The sequence below is a fragment of the Acinetobacter sp. 1207_04 genome, from assembly GCF_052850415.1.
This window is the reverse complement of the sequence record NZ_VXCQ01000008.1, coordinates 18,455-31,830: the sequence shown is the minus strand read 5'-3', so window position 1 is coordinate 31,830 and position 13,376 is coordinate 18,455. Positions and strand designations below refer to the sequence as shown.

Here is a 13,376-nt window from a genome sequence, read left to right as displayed (position 1 = left end):
CCCATTTTTATTGATCAAATCTAAATACTTAAAGAATAGATTTTAATCGTTTAACTACTTCTGCACATTGTTCAAGATCTGCAACGAGTGCAAGACGGACATGATTTTCACCAGGGTTCCCTTGCTCTGTTTCACGAGATAAATAACGACCTGGTAATACTTTAATGTGAGCTTTTTCCATGAGCATCTTGGCAAAATTTTCATCATTATCGACTTTGAGCCAATAGTAAAAGCCTGCATCAGGTTTTTTCAGTGGTAATAAATGTCCCAATTCTTTTTGGAAAAGATCAAATTTAGCGCGGTATTGAACACGGTTTTCTTCTACGTGGGTTTCATCATTCCATGCTGCAATTGAAGCAAGCTGATGTTGAACAGGCATTGCTGCACCGTGATAGGTGCGGAACTTTAAATATGGTTTCAATAAAGTTGCATCACCCGCAACAAAGCCTGAACGCATGCCTGGTAAGTTTGAGCGCTTAGACAATGAATGGAAAACGACACAATTTTTATAGTCATCACGTCCCATTTCAGCACAAACTTCGAGTAAACCAATAGGTGCTTCATCGAACCAGAGTTCCGAATAGCATTCATCCGATGCAATTACAAAATTGTATTGGTCAGATAAAGCGATTAGTTTTTTAAATTGTTCTTTTGATAATACAGCACCTGTAGGATTTCCTGGTGTACAGACAAAGAGTAATGCTGTTTTTTCCCAAACTTCGGCAGGAACAGCATCAAAGTCACCTAAATAATCATTTTCTTCGGTACAGTTGATAAAATAGGGTTGTGCGCCTGCAAGTAAAGTTGCGCCTTCATAAATTTGATAAAACGGATTTGGCATTACCACATAAGGTGCTTCATCACGGTTAATCAAGGCTTGAACAAAAGAAAAAATGCCTTCACGTGTACCTGTAACAGGAATGATGTGATCTTCTGCACTGATATTATTGAGTTTAAAGCGACGAGTTAACCAATTGGCAATACTCTGACGTAATTCAGGTAAACCTTTGCTGTTTGGATAAGTCGAAAGATGTTGGAAGTTATCAATAATTGCTTGTTTGACAAACTCAGGTGCAGGATGCTTTGGTTCACCAATCGACAGAGGAATCTGTGGCAGTGCAGCAGGTTGCACATCCTGAAAAAGTTTATTTAACTTTTCAAATGGATAGGGATGTAATAAAGACAAACTTGAGTTCATGAAACAATTACCAACTTTTGAATTTGAATGAAAAATAGTGAGTAAAATGAGGTGGAAAATTTACTACATATTATCAGGTTGAATACTCATGGTATGCTATTTTTCAAAATTTTATGAAAGATCTTAAATGAAATTTAGTTGTATTTTAATACATAGATGGCATGAGTAAGAATATTTAAAGTTCCTTCTCCTTTCGGGAGAAGGTTGAGAGAGGATCTTTCAGAATATTAAAGAGCACATCATAAAGCGTGCGCAATTAGAATCGATCTGCAACAGCTAAATTCCACATTCTGAAATAAAAGTTTTCATCATCTTTGTTTTCACAATTGAGCAATTCACCTTCTTTTAACCAAAAATGTAGCTGCGCATAGTTTTTGATTTCACGGTCGCTAATGCGCTGTGCAAGATGATGCGCTTTAATTTCATTTGGATGCTCTAAACCAGCGGCAGCAAGCATTTCTGCAAGTGCTTTCATTGTATTTTGTTGAAAATGAAATACCCGATCTGCTTTGGTCGGAACATCAAGTGCTTTTTGACGTTGAGCATCTTGTGTTGCAACCCCAACAGGACATTGGTTTGTATGGCAACTTTGCGCTTGCACACAACCTACGGCAAACATAAAGCCACGTGCAGAATTGACCCAATCGGCACCCATCGCCATGATGCTTGCAATATCAAAAGCACTGATGATTTTACCACTGGCACCAATTTTAATTTGATCTCTTAAGCCTGCACCAACCAGTGTATTGTGCACAAAAAGTAGGGCTTCACGTAATGGTGTTCCCATGTGATCAATCAGCTCAATTGGTGCTGCACCTGTACCACCTTCAGAACCATCTACTACAATAAAATCGGGTACAATTTTTGTTTCAAGCATAGCTTTGACAATGCTCATAAATTGCCATGGTTGCCCAATACATAGTTTAAAACCGACAGGTTTACCACCCGATAGTATGCGTAGTTTTTGGATAAACTGCATCATTTCAATTGGTGTACTAAATGCGGAATGACTTGCAGGTGATACACAGTCACGATCACGAGGAACACCACGAATCTGTGAAATTTCTTCTGTAATTTTATGTTTGGGTAAAATACCGCCGTGACCGGGTTTTGCTCCTTGTGAAAGTTTAATTTCAATCATTTTAATGACATCGTTGTTGATTGCCTGTTGTTGAAATTTATCAGGATCAAATTTGCCATCGAGTGTACGGCAGCCAAAATAACCACTACCGATTTCCCAAACAATATCACCACCATTTTCAAGATGATAAGGGCTTAAACTGCCTTCACCTGTATCATGGTAGAAATTGCCCATTTTGGCACCTTTATTCAAGGCACGAATCGCATTGGCGCTTAAGCTTCCGAAGCTCATTGCTGAGATATTCATAATCGCTGCACTATAGGGTTGTGAACATTGTTCATTACCAATTTGAATGCGGAAGGTTTTAAAGTCAGCAGGTGTGCGGGGCGCAAGGGAATGGTTTAAAAAGCGATAATCTTCTTGATAGACATCAATAATTGAACCAAATGGTTTATCGGCATTTTCATTTTTTGCACGTTGGTATACAAGGCTACGTTGTGAGCGTGAAAAGGGTAAAGCATCTTCATCTGATTCAATGAAATATTGACGAATCTCAGGTCGAAAACTTTCAAAAAAAAAGCGGAAATGTCCTATAATTGGGTAGTTGCGTAAAATGGCATGTTTGTCTTGGATCACGTCATAGAAGCCCACAACTGTGAGGAAAAGACTAATCACCCAGACAACATTAAGTAAAGTGTCTGAAAAAAAATAATAAATTAAATGAGATTGCTGAAATAAAATGACCCAAGATAAATAAATGGCGATAAAAATGCACAGAAACCAGACCGAATTACGGGAAAAAAAAGTATTTAAAAGTTTACTTCTTATTGCTTGCGAAGGGCTTGCCATTGTTATTAAGAATCCTGCTAATTATATAGATGATTACGTTGCATTTTAAAAAGAGAATTCTCAAGTATATATTTGTTAGAGCTGAGAATCATTCTAACTTTTTGGCATTTAACAAGAGTTAAAATAAAAGCCTGTACAATCATTAATTGCACAGGCTTTTATGGATTTAGAACGAAAATTTAAGAGACTAATTTAGTCTAAATATAATCTATTCCTCAGTTGGGACAAGCATCATGATTGATTCATTGAGTAGACCTGCGATGTTTTCTAAAACCTCATCATCTGCCAATTCAATATTCAATTCTACGGCTTGACCATCTGCAATTTTTTTCAATGTTGGTGCAAATTGTGCTGAAATACAGATAGATTCACCATTTGCCCAAAACAGTAATACATTGTTTTGCTCAGTATAAATTAAGCGTGAAGCAGGCTCGATTTGCAGTAAATAGCCTTGCTCCAGCACTTCTTCCAAGTCACCTGTACCAATCGATTCTGCTTCAGGAATATTTTCAGGGTATTTAGACTCTGCCATTAGACTCATAATGGCATCTTCTAAAAGGGTAGAGTCATTCAGTTTTGCTAATAATTCAGCTTTGAGGTGGTCTAATTCTACTTGAGTCACTTGACCAATTGGATTTTGATGATTACGTAAGACATCGATCAATGGATTGCGAAGTGATTGATTTGACATGAATTTATCACTAACACGATCCATCATGTCTGCAACATTGGGCATGCGGAAACCAAATGAGTAAGTGAGACATTCATCTTCAGCCACGCCAAAGTGTGATAAACCTGGGGGCACATAGAGTAAGTCACCTGGTGCAAGGACTTCATCAAAATGTACGTCTATTTCAGGGAGTAATTTGAGTGGTTGACCCTCGACAAATGCAGAGTCAGTATCACACATTTGACCCAACTGCCAACGACGACGTCCATAACCTTGAACAAGAAATACATCATAAAAGTCAAAGTGTTTTCCGACAGAACCGCCTTGAGGTGCATATGACACCATAATGTCATCACGACGCCATTGTGGAATAAAGGGAAATTTTTTCCAAAGTTCAGCTAAATCAAATGAATAATGATCTACAGCTTGAACAAGAAGCGTCCAAAACTTTGGCATTTTTTGGAAATCACCTTTAACAAGTGGTGAATTTTTCACTGTCCACTGATTTGGGTCTTTGTCTTTTTGTTTAATTAAACGAGCAGTTGTATTTTCATCAAGGGCAAGTTCCATCACATCATCAGGAACTAAAATCTCTGCGATTTCTGGTAGGGCATTACGTACCAATAACGGTTTTTTTTGCCAATATTCTGAGAGAAATTGTTCTGCGGTAATTCCGCCTAAAACATCTAAAGGTTGGGACATGAAAATAGCCTAAGCAAAATTAAATCAATATTGAGTGTATTGTCTTATGATCAAAGGGGGTGGTGCAAGTTTTTACAAGTTTATTTAGATCATTGAAATAAAGATGAGATTGGTTTGAGCTTATTTAACTTTCAAGGTAATAAAATTCCGAGTGTTCTCAAAATCCTACACAACTGAATCATTGGCATACCCATCAATGTGGTTTGATCTTGCCCAATCATTTGTTCAAACAGACTAATTCCCAAACTTTCACACTTAAAACTTCCTGCACAGTGCAAAGGGCTATCCAACAGCACATAACGCTGAATTTCTTCAAGACTTAAATCGCGGAACTTGACATGATAATGTTCAACCAAGGTTTGCTCAAAACCTGAAGCTAAATGTTGCACACTCAATGCTGTACTGAAATAAACATTCTTACCCGAATTTGCCTCCAACTGCTGAATGGCTTTTTCAACAGTCAAAGGTTTACCAACAAATTCTTGTGGTGAATGCTCACGCCAAGCCACTTGATCTGAGCCAATGACAATGGCATGAGGATGATCTTGTGCAATCACTTGTGCTTTTTCAAAAGCCAATCTTTTCGCTAAATCATCTGCATGAGTTTCACCTTGAGGTGACTCATCAATATCGGGAGAAATGCACAGATAATCTAAACGTAGGCGGTTCATCAAGTCTTTACGTGTTTGACTTGATGATGCCAAAATGATCTGAGTTCGGTTATTCATCGAAGATGCTGAATATGACATTAGACTGCATATTCCATAACAACATCTAAGGGTACATAAGATAAAACTGCTTGATGACAGGCTTCAGCTTTGACACGAGGTGCTTGACCATCTTGATAGGCTTGAACCCAACGTGTTACGCAAATACACCAAAAATCACCAGGTTGTAATCCCGGGAAACCATGTTCAGGTAAAGGCGTGGTTAAATCATTACCAGTACTTAGCGAATAACTTAGAAATTCAGAGGTCATTTCAGCACACATGGTATGTTGACCCAGATCAGAAGGGGAAGTATGGCAAAAACCATTACGGAAATAGCCTGTAATAGGTAGGAAACAACAACTTGCCAATGGCTCACCAAAGACATTTAAACCATTGATTTTTGGATCAGGATGAAAAGACATAAATCACTAAAATAATGCAGAGATTGCTTATAATAATCAAAACTAACAATTTCTACAGCATTTCTACAAAAGTCGCTAACCTTTTTTTCTCTAATCATTTAGAATCAACGCGATTTTAGACTATAAGAGAACGATGCATGAACTTTCAGCGTATGACTGACCTCGATTTAGCAGGCAAGCGTGTACTTATTCGAGAAGATTTAAACGTACCTGTTAAAAATGGCGTGATTACAAGTGATGCACGTTTACGTGCAGCTTTACCGACAATCAAACTTGCCCTTGAAAAAGGTGCAGCGGTAATGGTGTATTCACATTTAGGTCGTCCTGTTGAAGGTGAACCAAAAGCTGAACAATCTTTAGCACCAGTTGCTGCTTATTTGACTGAAGCTTTGGGTCAAGATGTAAAATTATTTACTGATTATTTGGATGGCGTTGAGGTGGCAGCAGGTCAAGTGGTACTACTTGAAAACTGTCGTTTTAACAAAGGTGAAAAAAAGAACAATCCTGAGCTTGCGGCAAAATATGCAGCACTTTGTGATGTATTTGTTATGGATGCTTTTGGTACAGCACATCGTGCAGAAGCATCAACAGAAGGCGTTGCACGTTTAGCGAAAGTTGCAGCAGCAGGTCCTTTACTCGCAGCAGAATTGGATGCTTTAGGTCGTGCGCTTCAAACTCCTGAAAAACCAATGGTTGCAATTGTTGCAGGTTCAAAAGTATCGACTAAGCTTGATGTCTTAACGTCACTTTCTGATTTATGTGATCAATTGATCGTGGGCGGTGGTATTGCCAATACATTCCTTGCTGCAGCAGGTTATAATGTCGGTAAATCATTGTGTGAACATGACTTAATTGACACAGCAAAAGCGATTGCTGCGAAAGTTTCTGTTCCACTTCCTACAGACGTTGTGGTTGCCGATGCTTCTGAAATTAACTTTGATGATTTCTTAGGTTCACTTGCTGTGGCAAAAGCTGTAGTTAAAAAAGTTGAAGATGTTACAGACAACGACATGATTTTAGATGTCGGTCCTGAAACTGCACAAGTATTTGCGGACATTCTAAAAACCTCTAAAACTATTCTTTGGAATGGTCCAGTTGGCGTATTTGAAGTTGATCAATTTGGTGAAGGCACTAAGGCACTTTCATTGGCAATTGCAGAATCAGCAGGCTTCTCAATCGCTGGCGGTGGTGATACTTTAGCTGCGATTGATAAATATGACGTTGCAGACAAAATTGGTTATATCTCTACTGGTGGTGGGGCTTTCCTTGAGTTTGTAGAAGGTAAAACATTGCCTGCAGTTGCTGTACTTATTGAACGTGCTTAAGCGTATTCTTTAAAAGTAATATACAACTGATGTATTTAAAAGGTTGGTTTAGGCTGACCTTTTTTTGTTTTTGAAGGTTTTGTGACACATTCGTTTGTCATTCATCATTAAGTCATCAAAATGAAATATTGCTGAAATAAAATACATCGTATTCAGTCAGCAATTATTGGAAAAATGTGATGAAATTTAAATTTGTACTTGCAGCATTGATTGCTCTACCTTTCGCTTTAACTGCATGTTCAAAACAAGAAAATGCACCTGCATCTGAACAGGTTGCAGTTTCTAGCGCAGCGACTACAGAATCTGAAACAATATCAGCAGAACAAAAAGCAGCAATAGATGCACTTGACCAACCAGTTTTAGATGAAAAAAATACAGATATTCCTGCTGAAAAAGCTAATGCACCTGCAGATGTGGCAACACATGCGACAGAAGAAGAAGCACCAAAAGCGCAATAATATTAGTAAATACTATATTTTTAGAAAAAGTCCCTGCCAATGCAGGGACTTTTTTTTGAAATACTACATATTGTTGCTGAATTGAAATACTTCCGCATGTAGAATATGGGGCATTGCTTGGGAGGATATTATGGCTCTTATTTCATTGCGTCAGCTTTTGGATCATGCCGGTGAACACAATTACGGTGTTCCTGCGTTTAACGTAAACAACTTAGAACAAATGCGTGCAATCATGTTAGCCGCAGATGAAACAAATTCACCTGTCATCGTGCAAGCTTCGGCAGGCGCGCGTAAATATGCGGGTGCACCGTTTTTACGTCATTTGATTTTAGCGGCAATTGAAGAATGGCCACATATTCCAGTGGTTATGCACCAAGATCATGGTACTGATCCTGATGTTTGTCAGCGTTCAATTCAATTGGGTTTTTCATCAGTAATGATGGATGGTTCTTTGGCTGCTGATGGTAAAACACCAACGTCATACGAATATAACGTAGATGTCACTCGTCGTACAGTTGCAATGGCGCATGCATGTGGTGTTTCTGTAGAAGGCGAAATTGGCGTTTTAGGAAGTCTTGAAACAGGTATGGCAGGTGAAGAAGATGGTGTAGGCGCTGAAGGCGTACTTGACCATTCTCAACTAGTCACTTCTGTTGAAGAAGCACGTCAGTTTGTTGCTGATACAAACGTTGATGCCTTGGCAATTGCTGTTGGTACTTCACATGGTGCGTACAAATTTACACGTCCACCTACAGGAGACATTTTGGCAATTGAGCGTATTAAAGAAATTCACGCTGCAATTCCAAATACGCATCTTGTCATGCATGGTTCAAGTTCTGTTCCTCAAGAATGGCTTGCAATCATTAACCAATATGGCGGAGACATCAAAGAAACTTATGGTGTTCCTGTTGAGCAATTGGTTGAAGCAATCAAACATGGCGTTCGTAAAATCAACATCGATACAGATTTACGTTTAGCATCTACAGGTGCGATGCGTCGTATGATGGCTGAAAAACCAAGTGAATTCGATCCACGTAAATTCTTTGCAGAAACTGTAACTGCAATGAAGCAAATCTGTGTAGATCGTTATACACAATTTGGTACAGCAGGTAATGCTGACAAAATTCGTCCAATTTCTTTAGAGAAAATGGTTGATCGTTATAAATAATTTTTAAAATTATTAAACGATTAGAACAAGAAAAAGCCCACAAAATGTGGGCTTTTTCTTGTAAAAAATGAGTGAATTCATATGGAACTTATCTTTACCGCAGCGACATGTAGTGTCATTGTGTCTATTCTTTTAAAATGGTTTAAAGCACAAAATTATGTGCCTATGCAGATGATTACTGCCAATTATGCAATTGCAAGCCTGCTAGCATATTTATGGTTTAAGCCTGATTTAGCACATATTTCGGTATCGGAAACGCCATGGTGGCTTATTATTTTACTCGGTATTGCACTTCCGAGCGTATTTTTGTGTTTATCGAAATCTTTACAGACAGCAGGTATCGTTAAAACTGAAATTGCACAACGACTAGCGGTAATTTTATCACTCAGTGCAGCCTATTTTTTATTTCAAGAACAATTCTCGACCTTAAAAATTATTGGAATTGTTTTGGGTTTAGGGGCTGTGGGTTGTATTTTATATTCACATCAGCAGCAATCCGAAAAATCCACAAAACAAGGCATGTATGCTTTACTCAGTGTATGGTTAGGCTATGCACTTATTGATATTCTACTCAAATATACCTCAAGTTTAGGTGTGCAATTTGCTGTTAGTTTAAATTTAATGTTTTTTATGGCATTGATTTTAAGCATTTTATATTTACTGATCAAAAAAACCAAATGGCATATTAAAAGTTTATGTGCAGGTTTATTACTTGGATTGTTTAATTTTGCCAATATTGCATTGTATGTCAAAGCGCATATTTTGTTAAAAGATTCTCCTGCGGTTGTTTTTGCAGGGATGAATTTTATAGTGATTTTATTGGGTGTAATTGCAGGCTTATTTATATTTAAAGAAGAAATGAAAACATCAACAGTATTGGGCTTGGTGCTCGGATTAGGTGGAGTTATTTGTTTAGCGTTGGCAATTTAGTATTTTATTCATCACGGTGACCTGAAAGGTAGCAGATTATGCAGTCCAATTTGTTTATAGAAAATATCGAACTTGTTCTCAATAATATTCGTTTAGTTCCGTTAAGTTATGAACATGAACAGGGTTTAGCTGAAGCCGTGAAAGATGGTGAATTGTGGAATTTACGGATAACATCAACACCACATTTTTCAGAAGTCCGAAACTATATTGAAATAGCATTGATACAAAAGGAAAACGGCAGTCGTTATCCATTTGCAGTGCTTGAAGAAAATACGGGAAAAATTTTAGGAACAACGAGTTATCACGATATTCTTGAAAATGTAAAACGCTATGAAATTGGTTATACGTGGTATGCGAAATCTGCGCAACGTACGCATGTGAATACGACTTGTAAATTATTGCTTCTCGAATATGCTTTTGAGCAATTGGATGTAAATACAGTGGGTTTACGAACGGATCAATTTAATTTTAAAAGTCAGCGAGCGATTGAGCGTCTAGGTGCGAAAAAAGATGGCGTTATTCGTGGAGATACAATGCGAAAAGATGCTACGATCCGAGATACCATCATGTACAGTATTGTGAAAGGCGAGTGGGGTAATGTAAAAGAACATCTGCACTCGTTATTAGCGTTGCGCTGAGTTAAATGGTCTGTTGATTAGAATAAGTATCATCAGAAAATTAAATTAGATTATTTCAATCATATAAGCGATAAATGCCACTAAATTTTTCACAGCCGACTTGTGTCGTTTTGACCACCAAAAGTGCTTTTTGGAAGTTGAGTTGATATTTACAATCATGCTCATTGTCTAAAATTTCATTCTTTTTGTCGGGAGTGGTATAGGCGAGTAAAGAAACAGTTTGGCTTGAAGTACGGTTATTGGGATTACGATAAGCTAAACCTTCAATTTTAATACGATCTTTGCTGAGTTGATGCACTTGTAGATGCACAGGTGATTTGGCCATTTTACCATTTGTATATTTAATAAAATGCTGCGTTAGGCTTTGATTCATTGATGTATAAAAATTCAAGTCTTCAAGGCGAAGTTCAAATTGTGCTTTGACACAAGCGGTATTTTTACATTGTTGTAAGCGACTAAACCACAGGCGATGGGTGTCATCAATTAGGCGAAGTGGGGCATCAGTCACCAAATAAGCAGTTAAATATTTATCATTTAACTGTTCGCGTAAAGGACTAAGTTTGTCACTACAAATGAGCTTCGAATTTGCGAAATTTAGAGTCGAATTACATTGAATAGGCTGTGCATAAGCTGTGCTTAAACCTACAACGCTCAGTAGAAGTACGGTCAGTGGTTTATTAATCAATTTAGTCTCGGTATTCAACAGCATGATCGCTTATACTTTCACAATGTATGCAGATGTACTATAGCGAAATCGCAGGTGCATATACAACAATTAAACGTTTAATTCCGTATCGAAAACAGTTGAGAGGTGTCTAACATGATCATTCCAATCCGTATAGGGCAAGGTATGGATGTACATGCATTTGAACAAGGTGATTTTGTGACACTAGCAGGAATTAAAATTCCACATACACAGGGTTTAAAAGCACACTCTGATGGTGATGTGGTTTTACATGCACTCTGTGATGCTTTATTGGGTGCACTAGCATTGGGAGATATTGGACAACATTTTCCAGATACGGATGCTCAGTTTAAAGGTGCAGATAGTAGAGTATTGCTTAAACACGTTTATCAATTGATTTTAGATCGTGGCTATGTGTTAGGTAATGCCGATATTACTGTGGCATGTGAACGTCCAAAATTAGCGAAGCATAATTTGGAAATGCGTCAAAGTATTGCAGATATTTTAAACGTCGATGTGACGCAAATTAGCGTAAAAGCGACTACGACAGAAAAATTGGGTTTTACTGGACGTCAGGAAGGGATTTTATCGACTGCGACGGTATTGATTATGCACCAAAAATAAGTCTAAAAAGAGAACAGAAATTGAACTCCATTCTCTTTAAGTATTAATTTACATACAGTTTAATTTACACAATATTAAGAAAATTGATCAGCATTCATTAAAGAATGCTGTAAATCTTGTGTTGATTTACGTCCTTGTAATTGTAATGAAACGGCATAAATGAGTCCCGTCCATGTTTCATTTGGTTCCCAAATTTCATGCATTAACTCTTGTGCTGTTGGCATATCCATATCTAAATAATACTGACGGTATAAATAGATCAAGCTACTGACACGTTTATTGGCAGCACAGTGTACCCAAACCATTTTTTCTTGTACCAAATGGGCAATTAAATCCAAAACAAACAGGCACTGATTATCTTCAGGCGTGTCCCATAAAATTGGGATTTGAATATAATTTAATCCAAGCTCAGCACAGATTTTATCTTCATTGTCTAAATTAGGTTCGGCATCGGAAAATGCCAAATTAATGACTGTATCGATGCCATATTCTTTAATGTGTTGAAATTGTTCAGCAGTGGGTTGTCCTGAGCTAAATAAATGCTCGTGGATAAACTGAAAATGGGCAATTTGGCTTAGTTCTTGTTCAAGTGTATTCATAATACTCATACAGACTCTATTTCCCTAACATCATAATGCAAAACGCCATCTATGTAGATGGCGTTTTGTTTGACTTAGCGGTTTGCTAAAAGATCTTTGAGTGCTGCATCCATTTCAAGTAGCGTTTTTTCGGTGGTTTCCCAATCGATACAACCATCAGTGACAGATTGACCATAGACCAAATCGTTTAGGTTTTCAGGAATGTCTTGGCGACCCCCTTTGATATGGCTTTCAACCATTAAACCCACAATAGACTTGTTACCGTCTTGAATTTGCTCAGTAATATTTCTTAATACTAGTGGCTGTAAATACGGGTCTTTGTTTGAGTTTGCATGGCTTGCATCAATCATAATTTTATTGCTGACTTTAGCTTTAGCCAATGCATTCTCAGCTTCAGCAACAGAGCCTGCATCATAATTTGGTTTGCCATTACCACCACGTAAAACAACGTGAGCGTATGGATTACCTTGGGTGCGAATAACAGAAACTTGTCCTTCGTTGTTTAAACCCAAGAAACTATGACCATGTTTCACCGATTGCATGGCATTTGTTGCAACGGTTAAACCACCATCTGTACCATTTTTGAAGCCTACAGGAGATGAAAGACCTGAAGACATTTCACGGTGTGTTTGGCTTTCGGTGGTACGTGCACCAATAGCAGACCATGAAATTAAATCTTGATAGTATTGCGGTGAATTTGGGTCAAGTGCTTCAGTCGCACAAGGTAAACCTTTTTCATTGAGTTCAAGTAAAAGTTTACGACCTAAACGAAGACCTTTTTCAATGTTGAAAGAGTCATTCATGTCAGGATCGTTAATTAAACCTTTCCAACCAACTGTGGTACGTGGCTTTTCAAAATATACACGCATCACGATATATAAAGTATCTTTGACTTTTTCGCTAAGAACTTTTAAACGATCTGCATAATCATGTGCAGCAACAGGATCATGAATAGAACAAGGGCCAATCACGACAAAAAGACGTTTGTCCGAGCCATCTAAAATATTGCGGACAGTTTCACGACCATGTAATACCGTTTGATAGGCTTGCTCATTAAGTGGTAATTCAGCTTTTAATTGTGCTGGAGTTACAAGAGGTTGAATGCTTTGTACATTCACATCATCAATATCTGACTGTGTAATTTGATTTGACTTTACTGTATTCATTGCCGTCACTGGTATTAGATCATACAAAAGTATTGTTAGTAGTCCGAATATAGCATGATTTTATGGATGTTTAACCATCTAAAACATCAATAAAATCTATAGGACCTATAAAAAAAATGTCATCCAGTTTTGTCTATGCATTTGAAATGCG

14 protein-coding genes are annotated in these 13,376 nt (G+C 37.7%); 6 read left to right on the top strand and 8 right to left on the bottom strand.

The annotated features are described in order from the left end of the window. Positions 1-28: 28 nt before the first annotated feature. The 5 genes from dapC to FW754_RS08725 all read right to left on the bottom strand — a co-directional run bounded on the left by dapC (position 29) and on the right by FW754_RS08725 (position 5,632). Positions 29-1,198 (bottom strand): succinyldiaminopimelate transaminase, encoded by a 1,170-nt coding sequence (gene dapC / locus FW754_RS08745; protein WP_446324416.1) that lies wholly within the window; start codon positions 1,196-1,198, stop codon positions 29-31. Positions 1,199-1,454: 256 nt separating this feature from the next. Further along, positions 1,455-3,128 (bottom strand): FMN-binding glutamate synthase family protein, encoded by a 1,674-nt coding sequence (locus FW754_RS08740; RefSeq protein ID WP_446324415.1) that lies wholly within the window; start codon positions 3,126-3,128, stop codon positions 1,455-1,457. A gap of 208 nt (positions 3,129-3,336) precedes the next feature. Next, on the bottom strand, positions 3,337-4,500 hold the full coding sequence (locus FW754_RS08735; protein ID WP_446324414.1) for a ribosomal protein uL16 3-hydroxylase: 1,164 nt from the start codon (positions 4,498-4,500) through the stop codon (positions 3,337-3,339). A gap of 131 nt (positions 4,501-4,631) precedes the next feature. After that, positions 4,632-5,228 carry a Maf family protein gene (locus tag FW754_RS08730; RefSeq protein ID WP_446324489.1) on the bottom strand — a complete coding sequence of 199 codons (597 nt, stop codon included), beginning with the start codon at positions 5,226-5,228 and terminating at the stop codon, positions 4,632-4,634. A gap of 20 nt (positions 5,229-5,248) precedes the next feature. Continuing rightward, a complete protein-coding gene (locus tag FW754_RS08725) occupies positions 5,249-5,632 on the bottom strand; it encodes a DUF2237 family protein (protein ID WP_409511363.1) in 384 nt (127 codons plus the stop codon). 137 nt (positions 5,633-5,769) lie between these two features. Between FW754_RS08725 and FW754_RS08720 the strand changes: the two genes are divergently transcribed. The 5 genes from FW754_RS08720 (at position 5,770) to FW754_RS08700 (ending at position 10,151) form a co-directional block, all read left to right on the top strand. After that, a complete protein-coding gene (locus tag FW754_RS08720) occupies positions 5,770-6,957 on the top strand; it encodes a phosphoglycerate kinase (RefSeq protein ID WP_409511362.1) in 1,188 nt (395 codons plus the stop codon). Positions 6,958-7,136: 179 nt separating this feature from the next. Continuing rightward, entirely contained in the window at positions 7,137-7,415 is a 279-nt protein-coding gene (locus tag FW754_RS08715; protein ID WP_409511361.1) for a hypothetical protein, read from the top strand. A 130-nt stretch (positions 7,416-7,545) separates the two neighbouring features. After that, complete coding sequence (fba, locus tag FW754_RS08710; RefSeq protein ID WP_419347453.1) at positions 7,546-8,583, top strand: class II fructose-bisphosphate aldolase; 1,038 nt, start codon at positions 7,546-7,548, stop codon at positions 8,581-8,583. A gap of 81 nt (positions 8,584-8,664) precedes the next feature. Beyond that, a complete protein-coding gene (locus tag FW754_RS08705) occupies positions 8,665-9,513 on the top strand; it encodes an EamA family transporter (protein WP_446324413.1) in 849 nt (282 codons plus the stop codon). A 38-nt stretch (positions 9,514-9,551) separates the two neighbouring features. Beyond that, positions 9,552-10,151, top strand: coding sequence for a GNAT family N-acetyltransferase (locus tag FW754_RS08700; protein ID WP_446324412.1), 600 nt, complete (start codon positions 9,552-9,554; stop codon positions 10,149-10,151). Between the two features lie 55 nt (positions 10,152-10,206). Here FW754_RS08700 and FW754_RS08695 read toward each other — a convergent pair whose 3' ends face one another. After that, positions 10,207-10,860, bottom strand: a complete 654-nt coding sequence (locus FW754_RS08695; protein ID WP_409511357.1) for an A1S_1983 family putative colistin resistance protein — start codon at positions 10,858-10,860, stop codon at positions 10,207-10,209. A 111-nt stretch (positions 10,861-10,971) separates the two neighbouring features. On the opposite strand from FW754_RS08695, the gene ispF reads away from it, so the two are divergent. Then, positions 10,972-11,460: a 2-C-methyl-D-erythritol 2,4-cyclodiphosphate synthase gene (gene ispF, locus FW754_RS08690; protein WP_409511356.1), complete on the top strand. Its 489-nt coding sequence runs from the start codon at positions 10,972-10,974 to the stop codon at positions 11,458-11,460. 74 nt (positions 11,461-11,534) lie between these two features. Here the strand turns inward: ispF and FW754_RS08685 are convergent, their stop codons facing one another. Together FW754_RS08685 and FW754_RS08680 are read right to left on the bottom strand one after the other, a co-directional pair. Then, the gene (locus FW754_RS08685; RefSeq protein WP_409511464.1) at positions 11,535-12,059 is read right to left on the bottom strand and encodes a protein tyrosine phosphatase family protein; all 525 of its coding nucleotides are present in this window, start codon (positions 12,057-12,059) and stop codon (positions 11,535-11,537) included. Between the two features lie 74 nt (positions 12,060-12,133). Beyond that, complete coding sequence (locus FW754_RS08680; RefSeq protein ID WP_409511355.1) at positions 12,134-13,225, bottom strand: 3-deoxy-7-phosphoheptulonate synthase; 1,092 nt, start codon at positions 13,223-13,225, stop codon at positions 12,134-12,136. Positions 13,226-13,376: the final 151 nt, after the last annotated feature.

Excerpts from the sequence above, each read along its gene's own strand:
- FW754_RS08720 (WP_409511362.1), top strand. The coding sequence starts at position 5,770 with ATGAACTTTCAGCGTATGACTGACCTCGATTTAGCAGGCAAGCGTGTA.
- FW754_RS08695 (WP_409511357.1), bottom strand. The coding sequence starts at position 10,860 with ATGCTGTTGAATACCGAGACTAAATTGATTAATAAACCACTGACCGTA.
- FW754_RS08725 (WP_409511363.1), bottom strand. The coding sequence starts at position 5,632 with ATGTCTTTTCATCCTGATCCAAAAATCAATGGTTTAAATGTCTTTGGT.
- FW754_RS08730 (WP_446324489.1), bottom strand. The coding sequence starts at position 5,228 with ATGAATAACCGAACTCAGATCATTTTGGCATCATCAAGTCAAACACGT.
- FW754_RS08735 (WP_446324414.1), bottom strand. The coding sequence starts at position 4,500 with ATGTCCCAACCTTTAGATGTTTTAGGCGGAATTACCGCAGAACAATTT.
- fba (WP_419347453.1), top strand. The coding sequence starts at position 7,546 with ATGGCTCTTATTTCATTGCGTCAGCTTTTGGATCATGCCGGTGAACAC.
- FW754_RS08740 (WP_446324415.1), bottom strand. The coding sequence starts at position 3,128 with ATGGCAAGCCCTTCGCAAGCAATAAGAAGTAAACTTTTAAATACTTTT.
- FW754_RS08715 (WP_409511361.1), top strand. The coding sequence starts at position 7,137 with ATGAAATTTAAATTTGTACTTGCAGCATTGATTGCTCTACCTTTCGCT.
- ispF (WP_409511356.1), top strand. The coding sequence starts at position 10,972 with ATGATCATTCCAATCCGTATAGGGCAAGGTATGGATGTACATGCATTT.
- FW754_RS08680 (WP_409511355.1), bottom strand. The coding sequence starts at position 13,225 with ATGAATACAGTAAAGTCAAATCAAATTACACAGTCAGATATTGATGAT.
- FW754_RS08685 (WP_409511464.1), bottom strand. The coding sequence starts at position 12,059 with ATGAATACACTTGAACAAGAACTAAGCCAAATTGCCCATTTTCAGTTT.
- FW754_RS08700 (WP_446324412.1), top strand. The coding sequence starts at position 9,552 with ATGCAGTCCAATTTGTTTATAGAAAATATCGAACTTGTTCTCAATAAT.
- FW754_RS08705 (WP_446324413.1), top strand. The coding sequence starts at position 8,665 with ATGGAACTTATCTTTACCGCAGCGACATGTAGTGTCATTGTGTCTATT.
- dapC (WP_446324416.1), bottom strand. The coding sequence starts at position 1,198 with ATGAACTCAAGTTTGTCTTTATTACATCCCTATCCATTTGAAAAGTTA.